General features: G+C 36.1%; 20 protein-coding genes. 14 read left to right on the top strand and 6 right to left on the bottom strand.

All coding sequences use genetic code 11. The features are described 5' to 3' along the window. Positions 1 to 228 precede the first annotated feature (228 nt). From Q4566_RS12905 to Q4566_RS12870, 8 genes are all read left to right on the top strand, one after another. Complete coding sequence (locus Q4566_RS12905) at positions 229 to 723, top strand: CAP domain-containing protein (protein ID WP_303421811.1); 495 nt, start codon at positions 229 to 231, stop codon at positions 721 to 723. Positions 724 to 897: 174 nt separating this feature from the next. Then, the gene (locus Q4566_RS12900) at positions 898 to 2,454 is read left to right on the top strand and encodes an aldehyde dehydrogenase family protein (protein WP_303421809.1); all 1,557 of its coding nucleotides are present in this window, start codon (positions 898 to 900) and stop codon (positions 2,452 to 2,454) included. 140 nt (positions 2,455 to 2,594) lie between these two features. After that, the gene (locus Q4566_RS12895; protein ID WP_303421807.1) at positions 2,595 to 2,831 is read left to right on the top strand and encodes a hypothetical protein; all 237 of its coding nucleotides are present in this window, start codon (positions 2,595 to 2,597) and stop codon (positions 2,829 to 2,831) included. Next, complete coding sequence (locus Q4566_RS12890; protein ID WP_303421805.1) at positions 2,819 to 3,142, top strand: type II toxin-antitoxin system RelE/ParE family toxin; 324 nt, start codon at positions 2,819 to 2,821, stop codon at positions 3,140 to 3,142. The genes Q4566_RS12895 and Q4566_RS12890 overlap by 13 nt, the downstream gene beginning before the upstream one ends. A 199-nt stretch (positions 3,143 to 3,341) precedes the next feature. After that, a complete protein-coding gene (locus Q4566_RS12885; protein ID WP_303421803.1) occupies positions 3,342 to 6,320 on the top strand; it encodes a DNA polymerase III subunit alpha in 2,979 nt (992 codons plus the stop codon). Beyond that, positions 6,314 to 7,531, top strand: a complete 1,218-nt coding sequence (dinB, locus tag Q4566_RS12880; RefSeq protein WP_303421801.1) for a DNA polymerase IV — start codon at positions 6,314 to 6,316, stop codon at positions 7,529 to 7,531. The genes Q4566_RS12885 and dinB overlap by 7 nt, the downstream gene beginning before the upstream one ends. A 144-nt stretch (positions 7,532 to 7,675) precedes the next feature. Continuing rightward, complete coding sequence (locus tag Q4566_RS12875; RefSeq protein ID WP_303421799.1) at positions 7,676 to 7,912, top strand: addiction module protein; 237 nt, start codon at positions 7,676 to 7,678, stop codon at positions 7,910 to 7,912. Continuing rightward, on the top strand, positions 7,912 to 8,202 hold the full coding sequence (locus Q4566_RS12870) for a type II toxin-antitoxin system RelE/ParE family toxin (protein ID WP_303421797.1): 291 nt from the start codon (positions 7,912 to 7,914) through the stop codon (positions 8,200 to 8,202). The genes Q4566_RS12875 and Q4566_RS12870 overlap by 1 nt, the downstream gene beginning before the upstream one ends. 255 nt (positions 8,203 to 8,457) lie before the next feature. On the opposite strand, the gene Q4566_RS12865 is transcribed toward Q4566_RS12870, so the two are convergent. Beyond that, on the bottom strand, positions 8,458 to 8,901 hold the full coding sequence (locus Q4566_RS12865; RefSeq protein ID WP_303421795.1) for a DUF3157 family protein: 444 nt from the start codon (positions 8,899 to 8,901) through the stop codon (positions 8,458 to 8,460). Between the two features lie 100 nt (positions 8,902 to 9,001). On the opposite strand from Q4566_RS12865, the gene Q4566_RS12860 reads away from it, so the two are divergent. The 6 genes from Q4566_RS12860 to Q4566_RS12835 all read left to right on the top strand — a co-directional run bounded on the left by Q4566_RS12860 (position 9,002) and on the right by Q4566_RS12835 (position 14,566). Further along, a complete protein-coding gene (locus tag Q4566_RS12860; RefSeq protein ID WP_303421793.1) occupies positions 9,002 to 10,162 on the top strand; it encodes an 8-amino-7-oxononanoate synthase in 1,161 nt (386 codons plus the stop codon). After that, positions 10,159 to 10,572 carry a DUF2007 domain-containing protein gene (locus tag Q4566_RS12855; RefSeq protein WP_303421791.1) on the top strand — a complete coding sequence of 138 codons (414 nt, stop codon included), beginning with the start codon at positions 10,159 to 10,161 and terminating at the stop codon, positions 10,570 to 10,572. Before Q4566_RS12860 ends, Q4566_RS12855 begins: the two co-directional genes overlap by 4 nt. Continuing rightward, positions 10,569 to 11,177 carry a dethiobiotin synthase gene (gene bioD, locus Q4566_RS12850; protein ID WP_303421789.1) on the top strand — a complete coding sequence of 203 codons (609 nt, stop codon included), beginning with the start codon at positions 10,569 to 10,571 and terminating at the stop codon, positions 11,175 to 11,177. The genes Q4566_RS12855 and bioD overlap by 4 nt, the downstream gene beginning before the upstream one ends. A 168-nt stretch (positions 11,178 to 11,345) precedes the next feature. Further along, positions 11,346 to 12,611 (top strand): adenosylmethionine--8-amino-7-oxononanoate transaminase, encoded by a 1,266-nt coding sequence (bioA, locus tag Q4566_RS12845; protein WP_303421786.1) that lies wholly within the window; start codon positions 11,346 to 11,348, stop codon positions 12,609 to 12,611. Between the two features lie 247 nt (positions 12,612 to 12,858). After that, positions 12,859 to 14,244: an NAD-dependent succinate-semialdehyde dehydrogenase gene (locus Q4566_RS12840; protein ID WP_303421784.1), complete on the top strand. Its 1,386-nt coding sequence runs from the start codon at positions 12,859 to 12,861 to the stop codon at positions 14,242 to 14,244. 19 nt (positions 14,245 to 14,263) lie between these two features. Continuing rightward, complete coding sequence (locus Q4566_RS12835) at positions 14,264 to 14,566, top strand: hypothetical protein (protein WP_303421782.1); 303 nt, start codon at positions 14,264 to 14,266, stop codon at positions 14,564 to 14,566. A gap of 261 nt (positions 14,567 to 14,827) precedes the next feature. On the opposite strand, the gene Q4566_RS12830 is transcribed toward Q4566_RS12835, so the two are convergent. The 5 genes from Q4566_RS12830 to Q4566_RS12810 form a co-directional block, all read right to left on the bottom strand. Continuing rightward, entirely contained in the window at positions 14,828 to 15,616 is a 789-nt protein-coding gene (locus tag Q4566_RS12830) for a tryptophan-rich sensory protein (RefSeq protein WP_303421780.1), read from the bottom strand. Between the two features lie 189 nt (positions 15,617 to 15,805). Further along, complete coding sequence (locus Q4566_RS12825; protein ID WP_303421778.1) at positions 15,806 to 16,471, bottom strand: aspartate/glutamate racemase family protein; 666 nt, start codon at positions 16,469 to 16,471, stop codon at positions 15,806 to 15,808. Positions 16,472 to 16,536: 65 nt separating this feature from the next. Next, complete coding sequence (locus tag Q4566_RS12820) at positions 16,537 to 17,484, bottom strand: L-histidine N(alpha)-methyltransferase (RefSeq protein WP_303421776.1); 948 nt, start codon at positions 17,482 to 17,484, stop codon at positions 16,537 to 16,539. Between the two features lie 2 nt (positions 17,485 to 17,486). Next, positions 17,487 to 18,635, bottom strand: coding sequence for an ergothioneine biosynthesis protein EgtB (gene egtB / locus Q4566_RS12815; RefSeq protein ID WP_303421774.1), 1,149 nt, complete (start codon positions 18,633 to 18,635; stop codon positions 17,487 to 17,489). Positions 18,636 to 18,653: 18 nt separating this feature from the next. After that, entirely contained in the window at positions 18,654 to 19,283 is a 630-nt protein-coding gene (locus Q4566_RS12810; protein WP_303421772.1) for an SDR family oxidoreductase, read from the bottom strand. Positions 19,284 to 19,572: the final 289 nt, after the last annotated feature.

The following is a 19,572-nucleotide window of genomic DNA, read 5'->3' as shown; positions in this document are numbered from 1 at the left end:
AAATATGTAACCTCTAACCTGTTAGACTTTATTTTCGATGAAAAACGCGATATTTGTCATATTTAACATTTAGACGTATGATTTTTATGTGTTTAGCATAATTAAAGTGCTCTAAAAACTACAATAGAGTAGGAATAATAAATCATTAATTTTTGTGATTTGCTAGTTTGATGAGTAGTTTGGCTAATAAATAAATGTATATTTGGTTTACCCAAATCTAAAAAAAATATGAAAACCACCTATTTAAAGCCCTGGTTCGCCTTGGTTTGTTTTACCATGATTATCTGTAGTGCATCTTGTTCATCAAGTGATGATTCAGAAAGTCAAGTAGAGCAAGAACAACAAGTAGATGCTACTTTAAGCACGCAAGTTTTAAACGCGTTAAATGACCATCGATCGAGTATAGAAAAATCAGCCTTGATTACGAATGACTATGCAACCACTTTAGCTAACAAACACAGTTTGTACATGGCAGCAGAAGGTAAATTGAGTTACGACAACTTAGAGGAACGTGCTAGTTTATTAATTAAAGCTGAAAACCCTAGTAAGATTGCAGAAAGTGTGGCTTCGAAATACAAAACAGCCGATGAGGTTCTAGAGGCTATGTTGAATCATTCTGGGAATAAAAACAACATTGAGGCAGATTTTACACATATCGGTATTGGTGCCAATAAAAGTGATGCTGGTGTTTATTATTATTCGTTTATCTTTTTGAAAAAATAAGGCTCAAGTCTATATTAAAAATACTCCAAAACCTGTTGCATTTATAAAATGTAGCAGGTTTTTTTATGAATTATAAAAACATAAAAATTTTTAGCCATTACACTTAAGGTGAAATTTAATATTTTTAATCTTACCTTAGTAAAAACGGCGGAAAGACGCATAATTTTATGAGCGATGAGTAAAAAGGTATTAGATTTTGGTATAGATAAAGCACTTAATATTTTGGGAATACTGCCAGAAAACGCAGGAACTTCTACAGGGGTGAAACCATTTTCAAACGGAAGTGTAATTCGTAGTTTGTCGCCAGTTGACGGACAATTAATTGCGAAAGTAAAAACCACAACAAAGGCCGATTATGATGTTGTTTTGGAAACAGCGACTGCTGCTTTTAAAATATGGCGAAAAGTACCCGCACCACAACGCGGGGAGGTGGTACGTCAGTTTTCCGATAAATTACGCGAGAAGAAAGAAGCGCTAGGCAAATTAGTGTCCTATGAAATGGGGAAAAGTTACCAAGAAGGTTTGGGTGAAGTTCAAGAAATGATTGATATTTGTGATTTTGCGGTAGGGCTTTCGCGTCAGCTTCACGGACTCACCATGCACAGTGAACGTCTGGGACATCGTATGTATGAGCAGTACCATCCGCTTGGTGTGGTAGGGATTATTTCTGCTTTTAATTTTCCTGTAGCTGTTTGGGCATGGAATACCGCTTTGGCTTGGGTTTGTGGTGATGTTTGTGTTTGGAAGCCTTCCGAAAAAACACCCCTTTGTGGTATTGCTTGTCAGAATATAGCAGCTCTAGTTTTTGCCGAAAACAATTTGCCAGAAGGTATTTCTTGCTTAATTAATGGCGATGCTAAGGTGGGTGCTTTTATGACTAAAGATGCCAGAATTCCGTTAATTTCTGCAACAGGCTCTACTAAAATGGGTAAAACCGTAGCCCAAGAAGTGGCGGCCAGATTAGGCAAAAGTTTATTAGAACTTGGAGGTAATAATGCCATTATTGTAACGCCTGATGCCGATGTTAAAATGACGGTTATTGGAGCCGTTTTTGGTGCGGTTGGAACGGCCGGCCAACGTTGTACCTCGACGCGCCGATTAATAATTCATGAATCGGTTTACGATAAAGTGACAAATGCCATTGTTGAAGCTTACAAACAATTACGTATAGGAAATCCTTTGGATGAAAACAATCATGTTGGGCCAATTATAGACCATGATGCTGTAAGAATGTACACGAAAGCCTTAAAACAAGTAGTAAAAGAAGGCGGTCATGTGCTTGTTGAAGGCGGTGTAATTGCAGGTGAAGGCTTTGAAAGTGGTTGTTATGTCAAGCCGGCCATTGTTGCCGTGGAGTCACATTTTAAAATGGTACAACAAGAAACTTTTGCGCCTATTTTATATGTTATGAAATATACTGGTGACGTTGAAAATGCTTTGGATATTCAAAATAGTGTGGCACAAGGATTAAGTTCAGCGATTATGACCAATAATTTACGTGAAGCTGAACGTTTTCTTTCGGTTGAAGGTTCCGACTGCGGGATCGCTAATGTGAATATAGGAACTTCAGGTGCCGAAATTGGTGGAGCCTTTGGTGGTGAAAAAGAAACCGGTGGCGGTCGCGAATCAGGTTCCGATGCTTGGAAAGTTTATATGCGCCGACAAACAAATACCATTAACTATACCACAGAGTTGCCCTTAGCACAAGGCATTAAGTTTGATATTGATTAGCCGTTTAGTTGAAAATATTGACGGAAGACTAAACATGACATTGAAACTCTTGGCTTATTTGTTTAATTGTGTAACCGATAACTGAAATTAAAAAATGTAGAACAGAAATTGTATCTTTACAGGAGTAAAAGAGAAATAGCATGGACATACAGGCAGAAATAAAATGGATAGAAAAGGCGTTGTTAGAATCCAAAGATCCGACGTTTGTGGAAGCTGTGAAAAACATGATAAAGTCTATGAAAAAGGTTAAGGAAGCTACATCTTTAGAGCAAATGCGTGAAGATGTATTTATGGCTGAATCCGAAGCAGATATAAAGGCTGGTAGGGTTTATAATACTGAAGAAGCACATAAAATTGCTGATAGTTGGGACCTGTAATAAAGCCAGTTGTTTGGACGAAACGTGCTTTAAAAGATTTAAATAAAATATCAGTATTTAATTCTAAAACCATAGGAAAAAAGAAAGCCTTGGAAATAGCTCATAACGTTATTGATGCTCCAAAAATTTTAGAAAACTCAAACTACGATTTTAAAAATATTGGTTCTATAGATGAATCTTTTAGTCATCTGAAACAAGAATATCGAAAAATTTTCTACGACAATTATAAAATCACTTACCGAAACGGTAAAACCAAAATCTATATCACAAGGGTTTTTGATACAAGACAATATCCAGGAAAGAATAAATGATAATGCCTGAGATTGATTATTGACTATTGCGTGAACTGTTTATTTGTAGAATCGTTTAACTGTGTAATCGAGCACTGCACTACTCAAAACTGAGACTCTTGGCTCTTAAGGTTATCTGCAAACTTTTCATTCCCTTCTATGTAAATTGCTACAAATTTAAGCAACATTTACTACTAAATGTAGTTAATTTTGCTAAACTATGTATCTCAATTGTCACTCATATTACAGCTTGCGTTATGGCACCATAAAACCAGAAAGGTTGCTTGCTATAGCATCTAAAAATGGCTTTAAAACTTTAGCCTTAACTGATATTAATAATACTTCAGCATGTTTAGATTTTACGAGATTATCTGAAAAATATGAAATCAAGCCTGTGTTGGGTGTCGATTTTAGAAATGGGGCAGATCAGCAATTTGTCTTGCTGGCCAAGAACAATAAAGGGTTTCAAAATATAAACGCTTACTTGTCGCAGTTTTTACATGACAATCGTTTAGAGATTCCTGAGATTGCTCCTCAATTAGAAGATGTTTTTGTCATTTATCCTTATAAATCTCAAAAGGAATGGCATCTAAAACAGAATGAATTTTTAGGCATCAAACCGCAAGATCTTAATGCGCTTAAGTTTTCTAAATGGAAAAATTTAAGAGATAAACTCGTGGTTTTGCAAACCGTGTCTTTCGAAAATAAAAAAGGTTTTAATACCCACCGCTTATTACGAGCTATAGATAATAATACTTTATTGAGCAAGTTGCCTAAAAGTGAAGAAGGTGTGGAAACAGACTGTATGTTATCGTATAAAGATTTGTGTGACACCTATCAAGAATTTCCAGAGCTTTTAAATAATACAGCAGCCATTTTAAACGATTGTCATGTAGATTTCGACTTTTCAAACGAAGTACCCAATAATCAAAAAGCCTATACTAAAAGTGAAGATTCAGATTACGAGTTGCTGAAAAAATTAACCTATGCAGGGATAAGTTACCGTTACGAAAATCCTAATGAAGCCATTGATAGCCGCATAAAAAAAGAGTTAGAAATTATTAAAGAAAAAGGTTTTGTGTCGTACTTTTTAATCAACTGGAAAATTTTAGAATATGCACGGTCTCAAGATTATTTTTATGTCGGTCGTGGTAGTGGTGCTAATAGTATTGTAGCCTATTTGCTGCGTATTACAGATGTAGATCCCATAGAATTAGACTTGTATTTTGAGCGGTTTATTAATTTATACCGTAAAAATCCGCCAGATTTTGATATCGATTTTTCATGGAAAGATCGTGACGATATCACGCAATTCATTTTTAAAAATTTTAAAAACACCGCCTTGCTTGCTGTTTATAATACCTTTAAATTTAAGGCTTCGGTGCGTGAGTTGGGTAAGGTTTTTGGTCTTCCGAAGGAAGAAATTGATAAATTGACCAAAGGGCGTTATCAGGAGCAAGATTTGGATAAACTTTCTAAACTCGTTTTGGTGTATAGCAAGTACATTCAAGGCTTTCCTAATTATTTAGGACTTCATGCCAGTGGTATTATCATTTCAGAAAAACCCATACATTATTATACCGCTACTTTTTTACCGCCCAAAGGTTTCGCAACCACACAGTTTGATATGATTACAGCCGAAGATATTGGCTTGTACAAATTTGATATTTTAAGTCAGCGCGGACTAGGGAAAATCAAGGATGCTGTTGATATTGTTAAATACAATCACCCTGAAAAACCACCTGTAGATATACATGATATTAAACGGTTTAAGCAAGATGAAAAAATTAAGGATTTGCTTAGAAATGCTAAAGCGATTGGTTGTTTTTATGTGGAATCGCCAGCCATGCGTATGCTGCTTAAAAAATTACAGGTAGATACGTATTTAGGTTTGGTGGCTGCGAGTTCTATTATTCGTCCTGGGGTGGCGAAGTCAGGTATGATGCGTGAATATATTTTACGGCACCGTTACCCGGAATACCGAAAAAGAGCGCATCCCGTACTGCTTAATATCATGCCCGAAACTTATGGAGTTATGGTATATCAAGAAGACGTTATAAAAGTGGCGCATTATTTTGGCGGACTCTCTTTAGCTGAAGCTGATAAATTACGCCGAGGGATGTCTGGTAAATTTCGTTCTAGGGAAGAATTTTTAAGCGTTAAACAGTTGTTTTTTGATAATTGTAAGCAAAAAGGAGAGCCGGAGGCCGTTATTCATCAAATTTGGAATCAAATAGAAAGTTTTGCGGGGTATGCTTTTGCCAAAGGGCATTCCGCGTCTTATGCGGTTGAGAGTTATCAGAGCTTGTTTTTAAAGGCTTACTATCCGTTGGAATATATGGTGGCTACGCTTAATAATTTTGGTGGATTTTATCAAACCGATTTTTATGCACATGAAGCTAGAATGCATGGTGGTATTATTGAAGCGCCTTGTGTTAATAGAAGTTTTACTGAAGCCGTTATTCAAGGTAAAACCATTTTTTTAGGCTTTATGTTTTTGCATGCCTTAGAAGCTAAAACCATTCAGTTATTACTGCGCGAACGTCAAGCCCATGGTGCTTTTAAGAGTTTAGATGATTTTATAACTCGCGTGCCTATTTCCATAGAACAAATTTCTATTCTTATAAAAATTAATGGGTTTCGTTTTACAGGCGTTAACAAGCGGGAATTGCTTTGGGAAGCCCATTTAAAAATTCGAAAAATAAAGGTTGAAAGCCCGCGTGCGACCTTATTTCAATCTGAAAAAGTTCATTATAAAATGCCAAAACTACCAAGTACACTATTGGAAAATGCTTTTGAAGAATTAGAGCTTTTAGGTTTTCCGCTTTGCAATCCTTTTAAATTGTTAGAAAAACCATCTAGTATGGTGTTTTTAGCTTCAGATTTATCAAATTTCATAGGAAAACGAATCACTATAGATGGCTATTTGGTGACCACGAAACATACGGTTACCAAAAATCAGAAAGTTATGTATTTCGGAACCTTTTTAGATGGGAAAGGTCATTTTATAGATACGGTTCATTTTCCGCCTGTAGCGCGTCAGTTTCCTTTTAGAGGGAAAGGGGTTTATACCCTTACTGGGAAGGTTTTAGAAGAATTTGGGTGTATTCATATCGAAGTGACTTCTATGTTTAAAAGCGCGATAGTTCAAGATCCTAGATATGTGGAACCTCAAAAAGAAATACCAGCAGTATGTTAAAAGATCGTGCCATTGTTCATATGGATTTAGATACCTTTTTTGTGTCTTGCGAACGTCTGCTAGACAGTCGTTTAATTGGACGCCCTGTGCTTATTGGAGGGACGTCCGATCGTGGGGTGGTGGCCTCCTGCAGTTATGAGGCTAGAAAATTTGGTGTGCATTCAGCCATGCCCATGCGTATGGCCAAAATGCTCTGTCCGGAAGCTGTGGTGCTTCGTGGTAATGCGGGGGTTTATAGTAATTTCTCTAAAGATGTTACCGATGTGATTAACGAAAGTGTCCCGCTTTACGAAAAAGCTTCTATTGATGAATTTTACATCGATCTTACAGGAATGGATAAGTTTTTTGGCTGCCATAAACTGGCTTCCGAGTTACGGCAACGTATTATAAAAGAAACGGGGTTGCCTATTTCCTTTGGTTTGTCAATGAATAAAACGGTTTCTAAAATTGCGACAGGTGAAGCCAAACCTAATAATGAAATTCGGATTTTAACAGGAAATGAAAAACCTTTTTTAGCACCACTTTCCGTTAGAAAAATCCCTATGGTTGGGGAGGTGACTTATAAAACCTTGTGCGATTTGGGTGTGAAACAGATTAAAACTGTGCAGGATATGCCTATGGATATGATGCATCGGGTGTTGGGTAAAAACGGATTGAGTATCTGGAGAAAGGCTAATGGTATTGATAATAACCCTGTGGTGCAGTACCATGAGCGTAAGTCTATTTCAACAGAACGCACTTTTAATAAAGACACCATTGATGTAGCAAAACTTAGGGGAATCATCGTAGCAATGACCGAAAATTTAGCCTATCAATTGCGGCGCGGTGATAAGCTCACGGCTTGTATTACCTTTAAAATTAGGTATTCCGATTTTCAAACCTACACCCAACAGCAGCGTATTCCGTATAGTGCCATGGATCATACCATTATTCCGATAGCTTTAGATTTGTTTAGGAAGCTGTATAACCGCCGATTATTAGTGCGGCTTATTGGTGTGAAATTTAGTCATCTGGTTTCTGGAGGGCATCAAATTAACTTGTTTGAAGACAATGAAAAACAATTGCATTTATCACAAGCTATAGATAGAATGCGCGAACGCTATGGCGATCGGTCTGTTATCAATGCAGCAGGGATGGAAGCTAAAAGTATTAGTCGTTGGAATCCTTTTTCGGGAGAACCACCGCCGTTATTGCCAAATAGAAGGCGGTAATGGGAGTCAATAGAATTTTCAGCATAATATGCTTAGTCAACGACTTAGGCGATTTTCAAGAAGCTGTTAATAAATAGGATTCAATAGGATAAAATAAAAGATGAAACAGAAATTGTATCTTTACAATAAGAAACAAAAAATATTATGGCAACATTAGAATTAAGAGAAGCTGTTAAAGAGTACATAAATAATGCTGATGTTAGATTGTTAAAAATGATAAAAGCATTGGCGGAAAGCTATCAGGAAGATGAACAAGAACTGTCATTAAGCGAAGAGCAGTACCAAATTATTGATAAGCGAAGAGAAGCCCATTTAAAAGGGGAGAGCAAATCGTTTACTTGGGAACAAGTTAAAGAAAACGCAAGAAACGCTGCTAGTTAATGAAATATGATTTAGAAGTTAAAGACGAAGCTAACTCAGAAACCATAGAGGCTTACCTTTATTATGAAGAAAAGCGTATAGGTTTAGGAGAAGCATTTTTAGAACACTTAGAGACGTATTTTGATAGAATCACAGCGAACCCAGAACACTTTCCTTTAAAAAGAAAACCCTATCGAGAAGCGTTTATAAAACGCTTTCCATTTTTAATTGTTTATGAAATCGATAAAAATAAAGTAATTGTATATTCTGTATTCAATACTTGGCAGAATCCAGAAAAGAAGACTAAATAATTATGACAAAATCTGAAATGAATGCAATAAAACTTGAAATCATACAATTTATACTAGATTGTAATGATGAAGTTATTTTGTCTAAGATTGAAAAGATATTAAAAAAAGAAACAGAATAAATTTCAACAAAAAACACCCAAGAGTTGAGGAATTAATTTTAAGTTGGTTGCTCAATGCAACTCCTTTATCTCAGGGGTATAAGCAATATTAACATCTCTTTTTAAAGTTTCGAAAAACGCTCTAAACTAGAGCAAGTTAAAAAAACTTCCCAGCCTCAATAATCGAATTTCCCATACGTTTGTATTTCACTTTTGTTCCATTGGCGCAAAACATATAAACGGCTTTAGATTTTTGCTCCTTTACCCATAAAAGGAGCACATCACTAGCTTGGCATTCATAATCACTAGCCACTTTTTCCTTAACATGATCTATCGTGGCACGGCCTTTTTTGAGTTGTGCTTGTATCTTGCCATTCAGTTTAGGTTCTTCATAATCGGCGGTAATTTGACAAGCATTTTCGTTTTTAGCGACAGCCGCTTCAATAGCATTTTCTTCAGGGGCTTTCGCGTCAATATATTCCCAGGTGAAATCGGCTTTCAGTAAAACCCGTCGGCCATCATCTGTTTTTACAATGTGGTTGTCTTGGGCAAAACCGATAAGTGAAAAAGAGAATAAAAGAATAAAGAGATAAGATTTCATAAGTTGTTGTAAATGACTTCAAAAGTACAGAAATTGTACTAAAGGAAATCATGAGGTTATAATTTATGAGAATGCTTAAATTTCGGAGTATATTTACGGCATGTTTCCCGAAAAATTACAACAAAAATTAGAAATTCGTAACGCTGAAAACGCCTTAAGGCAATTGGGCTCAGAAAATCAATTGATAGATTTTTCATCCAATGATTACTTAGGCTTTGCTAAAAACGAAGCTATTTTTAATGATAGTCATAATTTTTTGAGGGCGCAGAATATGCTTCAAAACGGCGCCACAGGTTCGCGACTGCTTTCTGGAAATCATAAATTATATCCACTTGTTGAAAAGCAGTTAGCCCAATTTCATAATAGTGAATCGGCTTTGATTTTTAATTCGGGTTACGATGCTAATCTTGGTTTTTTTGCATCACTCCCCCAGCGTGGTGATGTGATTTTGTATGATGCCTATATTCATGCTTCCATTCGGGATGGTATGGCTATGAACCACGCCAAATCCTATAAGTTTAGGCATAATAATGTTGCCGATCTAGAAAAATTACTGAAACGACATTCTCAACCTGATACCACAAATTCAGCTGAAAAACCAAGTATTTACGTGGTTACGGAGTCTGTTTTTTCAATGGATGGTGATACCCCTGATTTAAAAGCTATAGCCGAACTTTGTGACCAATATCAAGCCTTTTTTGTGGTTGATGAAGCGCATGCCCTTGGTGTTTTTGGAAATCAAGGTTGCGGACTCATACAAGAATTAGACCTTGAAACTGCTGTTTTTGCGCGTATTGTCACCTTCGGAAAAGCCTTGGGTTGTCACGGTGCTGCCATTTTGGGTAGTGAAAAACTCAAACAGTATTTGGTGAATTTCTCACGGAGTTTAATTTATACTACGGCCTTGTCACCACACAGTTTGGCAAGTATTCATGCAGGGTATCAGGCCTTGAAAACTACTGAAAGTCGAAAAGCATTGAATGCAAACATTCAGTTTTTTCAGTTGGAGATTATTAAAAATGAACTTGAACACTTGTTTATTGCCAGTGCATCGGCCATTCAGTGTTGTGTGGTTTCTGGAAATGATAGGGTGAAAAGCATGTCGGCGAACCTTCAGAATAAAGGTTTTGACGTGAAAGCCATTTTATCACCAACGGTTTCAAAAGGGCAGGAACGTTTACGTTTTTGTTTGCACGCTTATAATTCCGAAGCCGAAATTTCCGAAGTTTTAAACTTGCTAGCCAAAACTTTAAAATCATGAGTGATAAGTTTAAAACCATAGCACGTTTTCAGTATTCTACCGAAGCTCAAATTATAAAAGGAGGTTTGGAAGCCGAAGGGATTCAGGTGTTTTTATCAGATGCCTTAACCATAGATACCGACCCTCTAGTGAGCAATGCCATTGGAGGCGTGAAGCTGAAAGTCTTATCGGTTCAAGCTTTAGAAGCCCAACATATTTTAGAATCTATTAGTAAATATGCGATTGATGACGAAGGTAAAACTATGGTTTGCCCCAATTGTAAGAGCAAGAAAGTCGAACTCTTTTCAACAATTAAGGATGCTAAATCATTATTCTGGTTTATTTTTGGCGTTTTATTTAGCGCACTGCCCTTTTATATGAAACACAAATATAGATGTGAAATGTGTGCTACCGAATTTAATTTAAAATGAACACATACTTTATAACAGGTATATCCACTGAGGTTGGTAAAACGGTAGCTTCAGCCATAGTGACTGAAGCCTTGGAAGCCGATTATTGGAAACCCATCCAGGCAGGCGAATTAGATTATGGCGACACCCAAAAGGTTGAAAAACTCATATCAAATACGCAATCTAAATTTCACCCGAATGCTTATGCTTTAAATTCGCCAATGAGTCCGCATGCGGCTGCTGAAATTGATGGTGTTCAAATTGATGTCAATAAGGTAAATCCACCAAAAACCAAGAATCATTTGGTGGTTGAAGGCGCTGGAGGCTTGTTGGTGCCACTTAACGATTCGGAAACTATTTTAGGCCTTATCAAACCAAACTATAAAGTCATTGTGGTTTCCAGACATTATTTAGGAAGCATCAATCATACGCTTTTAACGGTAAATTTACTCAAAGAAAAAGGTTTTGATGTTTCCATCATTTTTAGCGGAAACGAACATAAAACCACCGAGACTATCATTAAAAAAATGACAAACGTGCCAATTATTGGACGCATCGATGAAGAGCCGTATTTCGATAAGAATGTGATTAAAGAATATGCTGATAAGTTTAGGTCAAATTTATAATTTATTATGAATTTGAAAATAAGAATATTAAATTAAGTACTATTGTCGGTTCGAGCGCAGTCGAGAACTTTTCGTTTGAAAATTGGATCTCGACTGCGCTCGATCTGACATAATTACTAAAAATTCAATTTTAAAAAAGACTTTCGCTTTCGCGGAAATAGAAAAAATATGAGTTTACAAGAACGCGATAAAAAACACCTTTGGCATCCTTTAACACAGCATAAAATTCACCCGGAATCTTTAGCAATTTCAAAAGCTAAAAATTGTGTGCTTACCGATGAAAATGGTAACGAATATATTGATGCTATAGCTTCTTGGTACACCTGTATGTATGGGCATTGCAACGATTTTATAACCAGTCGTGTTTCCGAACAAATGAAACGGTTAGACCAGGTTGTTTTTAGTGGTTTTACACATGAGCCTGCCATAAAATTATCGGAAGCTTTAATGGACATTCTTCCGCAAAATCAACAGAAGATTTTCTTTAGTGATAATGGTTCTACTAGTGTTGAAATCGGAATTAAAATGGCGCTACAATACCATTTTAATCGCGGTGAAAAACGCAACACCTTAATTGCTTTTGAAGATGGTTTTCACGGCGATACCTTTGGCGCGATGAGTGTGTCGGGTTTATCGGTTTATAACGGTCCGTTTGAAGAGTTTTTTCTAGATGTTAAGCGTATTCCTGTTCCGAATGGAGATAATTTAGAAGCTATTTTACAGCAGTTAGAAACCATAATTAAAGAAAATAAAGTCGCAGGTTTTGTTTACGAACCATTGGTGCAAGGCGCTGCAGCGATGAAAATGCATGATGCAAAGGGCTTAGATGCCATTTTAAAATTCTGCAAAAATCATGGCATTATCACTGTAGCCGATGAGGTGATGACTGGCTTTGGAAAAACAGGAAAACATTTTGCATCGCTACACATGGAAACCAAGCCAGATGTGATGTGTTTGAGTAAAGCGCTTACAGGAGGTCTGTTGCCTATGGCTTTGACGACTTGTACTCAAGATATTTATGATGCGTTTTATAGCGATGATATTGGAAAAGGGTTGTTTCACGGGCATACCTATTCGGCGAATCCTCTAGCTTGCACGGCAGCTTTGGCTGGTGTGGAGTTGTTGCAATCAGGAGCCATTCAAAAAGACATTAAACGTGTTATGAGGTCGCATAAAGCCTTCGGAGAACGTATAAAAAATCACCCAAAAGTAAAATCCATTAGACAATACGGGGTCATATTTGCTTTCGATTTAAACATTGAAATGGCGCGTTATGGTAATCTTCGTGATCAGCTTTTTAAATTTTTCATGGACAATGGCGTGTTTTTACGTCCGCTTGGCAGTACCATTTACATTCAATCGCCATATGTGATTACCGACGTGGAACTGGGTAAAGTTTATGATGTGATTGAGAAGGCTTTAGAAACGGTTTAGTTTTAATTTCTAGTGATGAAAATGTGTTTGACCGCGCATGAAATAACCTTTTTAATCCCAATGATTTTCATTGGCAAGCGCTTTTAATTTACTTTTTACAGCATACATAACTCATCATATTGTAGTAATAGCGTGTATACTTCATTAAACGCTTCTGTTCTCATGGTATAGGTTAATCTATCATTTGATTGCATCAACGATTCTTGATAATAAACAAGATATTGTGATGAATTAAAAGATAGATAGTATGTCATTAAATAATAAAATCACCACTATAAACCCAACTTCAGGAAAAGAGATTACTTCTTATGATTACCTCTCTAATGAAACCTTGGAACAGAAAATTCAAAACAGTCATACGGCATTTTTAGATTGGCGTCACAAAAGTTTAGACGAACGAGCAAAAATCATAAAAGCTATTGGTGAAAATTTAAAAAAGCACAAAGAGGCATTAGCCGCATTAATGACTGAAGAAATGGGGAAACTTCTGTCTCAAAGTCATCAAGAAATAGATTTATGTGCAGCTATATGTGAATATACTGCAGATATAGGGCTGGAAGACTTACAAGATGAAAAACGTGAGCTCGTCAATGGAGGAAAAGGCATCATAACCTATCAGCCTATTGGTATTGTTTACGGGATTCAGCCGTGGAATTACCCAGCCTATCAAGTGGTAAGATATGCCATTGCCAGTTTAATGGCTGGTAATGCTGTGTTATTAAAGCACGCTTCAAATGTTACGGGTTGCGGACAAGTCTTAGAGAAAATATTTAACGAGGCTGGTTTGCCTGAACATTTATTTCAAGCACTAATTATTAGTCACGACCAGTCTGATACAGTTATCAAACATGACCGAGTTCGAGGAGTTACCTTAACAGGAAGCTCAGAGGCGGGGAGAGGTATAGCTGAAAAGGCCGGTGCCGCACTCAAAAAAGTAGTGCTCGAACTTGGAAGTAACGATGCATACATTGTTTTAGAAGATGCTGATTTAGAATTAGCAGTAGAAAAATCGGTTATGGGGCGTATTTACAATAACGGAGAAACCTGTATCGCGGCTAAAAGATTTATTGTCGTTGAGTCCATGTATGATAAATTTAAAGCTGCCTTTGTCAAAGCCATGGAAGCTTTAAAAATGGGCGACCCTACCACAGAAGATGTTGATTTGGGACCAATTGCACGAGAAGATTTACGAGAAACCTTGCATGAACAAGTCGAAAAAAGTGTGGCCAATGGCGCTGAAATTTTATGCGGTGGAATACTAAAAGATGGCGATGGGTTTTTCTACCCTGCTACGGTTCTAGATAAGGTATCACCAGGACAGCCTGCTTATGATGATGAGCTTTTTGGCCCCGTTGCCTCTTTAATTAAAGCAAAAGATGCCGAAGACGCTATGCGAATTGCCAATGATAGCCAATTTGGATTAGGCGGTGGTATTTTCTCTAAAGATGAAGAGAAGGCCGCAGAACTTGCTAGTAAATATTTTGATACCGGTATGGTATTTATAAATTCATTTGGTCTTGCCGATCCAGTGATGCCCTTCGGCGGCGTTAAGGATTCAGGCTTTGGAAGAGAACACGGTGGATTTGGTATTAAAGAGTTTGTGAATGCAAAATCTTTAATCTTTAGTAAATAATAATCTAAAATTTAAAATTATGAAAACAGAGCAAAACAAAGAACAGAATACAAAAGATAAAAAACAATACAATTCAGATGTGACTAAAGAAGATCTGAAGGCCTTAGATGAAAAAACCAAGCATTTAAGAACCGATGGTGGTCAAGATAAATATCTAAAAGATAGAACAAAACCAGTGGATTTTGAAGGTAAAGATTTAGATATTCCTGGTAGATCAAAATCTAAAGCTAAGCCTGACGGAAATTTAAGTGATGAAGAAAATAGACATCACAGTTTAGGAAGTTCAGATAATAGTCATCTCGAGAATAATTTTGAAAAATAAATGCTTTTTTAGAGCGTTAGAAAAAAGAGGCTGTAGAAAAAGTATTAAAGTACGTCATTCTGAATTCATTTCAGAATCGCATCATCTTGATAACCAATCATTATGAGAACCTGAATTAAGTTCAGGTTGACGAAAACTTTACTTTTTAGACAGCTTCTTTTTTATGTTTTGATGACGCTATGATTAGCCAGAATTATTTCTTCAGAAGACTATAAATAGAGGCCATTCTAAATTAATTTATGCTTTTAAAGCTACTAGTTTTTAGTTAAGGATTTTCTTGAAAATAGGGTTTTTGTGCCGGTTAATGTACCCGTGCCATGAAATCACAGCAAACACCGCAATAGAAGCAATTAATGCTGTATACGCAATAATATTGTTAGATTCATGATGCCTTATAAATATCGCTACTAAGGCCCAAACACCAACCATGGCAAATTCACGCATATTTCTAGTGAAAACCACAATAATATTGAGTAAGGCTGCTACTATAATCATGATTATGGTCCAATTTTCAGCAGATAAAAAACCGCCTTGCCAGCCTAATTTAGTTAGGTAGGTTGAAATGTTAGCAATAGTTGCGACACTAATCCAACCCGTGTATAAACAAATAGGCCACCAGAGAAATGCTATTACAGGAAGTGGCGCATCCCAACGTTCCATATTGGTTTTCAAAATAATTTGAATTAAAGAAAACAAGATACCAAACATGAGTAGCACCGAGAGTCCGATATAATCATATACAAAGGCAAGTACCCAGAAACTGTTAAGAGTATTGGCTATAATAAACCAATAACCGGTTTGCGTAATGAATTCGCTAGATTTTGAGCTTTTAAAAGCACATCTAATCTGAAAAACCGCGTACGCAAAAAGTCCCAAATATATCAAACCCCAAATAGAGAATGCATAAGGCGCTGGTGTAAACAAATTATCATAATGATTGCTCATTTCACTAATCGTTGTGTCATTAAATCGAAGTGCTTGTGAAACGTAATTAATACCCACCGCGACAACTACTGATATCAGATTAAGTATAGAAAGTGTTTTATTCATGATCTAGAGTTAAGTTTATAAATCTATAGATAAGAGATATTTTTTGTGTTTCCTAAAGATGCAAATGAAAATCAGTTAGTTGTATTTCATAAACAATTATTTTTGACTCATTTAATTCAAACGAGCCCGTGGTTTTTGAAACTAAATGAGCAACATATTCTGAGTAACTTTTTTCGGCGGAAGATGTTTTTATAGCACGGTGTTGACTGCCTTTTCAATTTGTAACTGCGCCATATCTATCACATTTTCTTGATTCGATTCGATAACTGATAATTCTGTGCAAGCTAATACTACTGGGTGGTTTTGTGCATACTTATTCAATATATAGCGGTATTCATTTATTAAGGTTTCCGTTTGTGTTTCGGCATATACAGCCGTTCTAACTTGATCAATAAGTAACATGTCTTGTTTCTCAGGAAGCCGTGTTTCAATGTTATTTTGAGCAAATTGACTTCGAATATATCCTGATTGCATGGTATGCATAGAACCAAATAAAACAACTTGCTTCCAATGGTTTTCTTTCAGCTTTGCTATACAGGTTTTAACAGGGTGAAGGACGGTTAAATTATGTTTTAGTCCATCTATAGTTTCGTGAAGTGTGATGTTTGGGACTAATAAATATGTAATTCCCATATTTTCAATTTCAGAAATATAAGCTTGAACGATTTCGCTTAACGCTTCTGAAACATCTGGCAACCGCAAATTAATAGCGTCAAAATTAGTGTTAATCATGGTAAACGGACAGGTACTATAACCTCCAGTAGTTTTATTAAAAACACTGTTCAAGCCGTTTATATAAAAAAGCGTTGAACGGTTTCCTAAGCCTAAAAGTCCGAGTTTATTTTTTTCAAGCATTACCTACATTACTATTAAAAGTATTCTTAATTCTTAAAGTTTTAGTGGGGCGTTCATTATGTGATTCAGGTTCTTTTTAGAACATAATCTGCGAAATATGCTTTACTGTCTAGTATTTTTGTCTGTAAACTAAAATCAGTATTTGCAATTATTTTTTCAATCAACTGGTCGTTATATTTTCTAGAAATCTCGGTATGAATTCTTTCACCTGCTTTAAAGGTGTATGAAGATTGTGTGGCTTCTATTTCAACAATTTGATTTTCGGTACTCACAATAAAACTTTTAGCAACCCCTTCTTTTTCTTCATATTCGGGCTGATGCTCAAATAGGTTGAGGTCAAAATTACCACCTAATTCATTATTTATGCGGTCTAAAAGATTAAGATTAAACTTTGCTGTAACCCCTTGCGTGTCGTTATAAGCAGGCAAGACAATGTGCTGTTCTTTAATCAAATCGACACCTAATAAAATTTTGTCACCAGCGCGTAAATTAGCTCCAAGGTTATAGATAAATTTAGTAGCCAACGCATCGTCTAAATTTCCAATACTCGATCCTAAAAATAATACGATTTTAGGTTGTTTGCTTTTTTTCAAGCAAGCCAACATCTCAAAATAATCGCCCTGCTGGGGTTTTACATTTAGATTTGGCATTTTAATACTTAAATCTTCTTTTAAAAGCGTTAAAGCATTGCCCGAAATATCAATAGGAAAGTAGTCGAAATTGTATTTTTTTTGATTTAAAACCTTTAATAGTTCTTTGGTTTTTGTACCATCTCCAGGTCCTAGTTCAATGAGTTCAAAATAGGAACCTGGTTTAACTTCTAAAGACTGAATTAAATCTTCGGTTTTATTTCTAAAAATATCTAACTCGCTACGTGTTAAATAGTATTCCGGTAAGTTCATTATTTCTACAAAAAGCGCATCGCCTTTTTTATCATAAAAATATTTTGATGGAAGGGCTTTTTGATTTAACAATAAACCTTCATGGACTTCGTTTTTAAAGCTCGTATTCATAATTATTTTGCTAATCTGATTCCTGTATATTGCCACCTTTCTTTTGGTGTGAAAAAATTGCGATAGGTATTTCTACTATGATTTTTTGATGTTGCTACTGAAGCACCGCGAAGCACCATACGGTTACACATAAATTTGCCATTATATTCCCCAAGGGCTCCTTTTTCTTTTTTGAAATTCGGGTAGGGCAGATACGCACTGTTAGTCCACTCCCAACGTTCTCCCCAGTCTAATTGATGTGAAGCAATTTCCCATTCAAATTCTGTGGGAAGTCGCATGCCTTTCCATTCAGCATAGGCGCAAGCTTCATAATAACTGATATGGCAAAGAGTGGCATTGTTATCTGCTTTCTGTAAACCAGCAAGGGTGTAATAAAACCATGCGCCATCTTTTTGATGCCAATACATTGGAGCTTTTATTTGATTTGAATTGATCCATGACCACCCATCATCTAGCCAAAGATTAAAATCTTGATAACCTCCAGCTTCCATAAATTCAAGATACTCGCCATTGGTTACTAGGTTATTGCTTATTTCGAAGCTTGGAAGATATACTTGATGTACGCCTAATTCATTGTCATAACAAAAATCATAACCTTGGTAACCAATATCATAAATACCTTCCGCTACTTTTATGCTATCATTATTAGAATTAAAAGTGTTTACTAGGTTGTAATCCTCATGAAAAACAGGAAAAAGCGGATGATGTCCCAACATGTATTTCACGTCTGTAACCAATAATTCCTGATGTTGCTGTTCGTGGTTTAAGCCTAGAATAACTTGGTCTAAAACAGCTTTATCATTCACGTTTTTTAAGAAGTTTAGCATATTTTCATCTACATAACTTCTATAATCATAAATTTCAGTTGTACTTGGGCGTGACAAGTTTCCTCGGTTAGCTTGAAGCATTCTATCGCCAACATTGTTGTAATAGCTATTAAAAAGGAAATTGAAGCTTGAATTAAAAACGCTGTAATTTTCAACATTCGGAATTAAAATAAAAGTTTCAAAAAACCATGTCGTATGGGCCAAATGCCACTTTGCCGGACTAGCAAAATCCACAACTTGTATAGCAAAATCTTCAGGTTGTAAATGACTGCAAAAATTGATTGTTTGGGCTCTTACGCTTTTATATTTTTCAGATATATTCATTTTCACAAAAGCTTAGTACTAAGAAACAACGTTTAAAGCCTTGCCAATAAGCGTTTCACCTTCTAAAATTTCAAAAGTAGTATCGTGAGGTGCGTCGTCGTGTAACGATCTCACTAAGGTTTGCGCCACATCATCTCTGCTTATAGCGCCTCTGCGGTTAAGGTTTTTTTCAAGGTCAATATGACCGGTTCCATTGTCGTTAGTTAATCGGCCTGGTCTAACAATGGTATAATTAAGACCACTTGTTTTTAAATATTCATCGGCATGATGTTTGGCTTTAAGGTAGTCTTGTAAATCTTCTGCTTTTTCAGGGTTATCGGCTCCCATAGAACTCAACATTACGAATTTTGTAATGCCGTCTACTTTAGAAGCATCGATTAATTTTTTGGCACCTTCTTGATCAACTTCAACTACTTTTTTTCCGCCCGAACCGGCTGCAAAAATGACTTTATCAATACCTATAGTGGTATGTGAAACCACTTTCTCTAAATCGCACAATACCGTTTCAATGCCGTCATTTTTAAACTGGGCTATTTGTTCCTCTTTTCTAACCATCGCTACTGGGGTAAAGTATTGAGAACCTTTAAGTAAATTCACTATTTTTTTTCCAGTTGTGCCGTTTGCACCGGCTACTAATATATTTTCCATTTGTTCGTTTCTTTCAAAAATGCAATTGATAATTTGTTTATTGTGATTCATAAACAATTATTATTGACTCATTTAGGTCTGATAGTGTGTTTTCAATAAGATTGTGGGAGATAGCTTATAGTCTAAGCCGCGTTTTAAAACAATCTTCAAATTTGGGCGTTACCACAAGGGTCGGGCTTTCAGCTATATCTTTTTAATTTTTTAGGAAATTAAAAAGGATGCCGCTTCTATCCCTAACGCATAAATAGTACTTTTGCCGGTGACAGATAATTTGATAAAATTCAGGTTT

It is taken from the genome of Tamlana sp. 2_MG-2023 (assembly GCF_030548465.1).
Taxonomy (GTDB): Bacteria; Bacteroidota; Bacteroidia; order Flavobacteriales; family Flavobacteriaceae; genus Pseudotamlana.
This window is presented reverse-complemented; position numbering and strand designations above follow the sequence as displayed.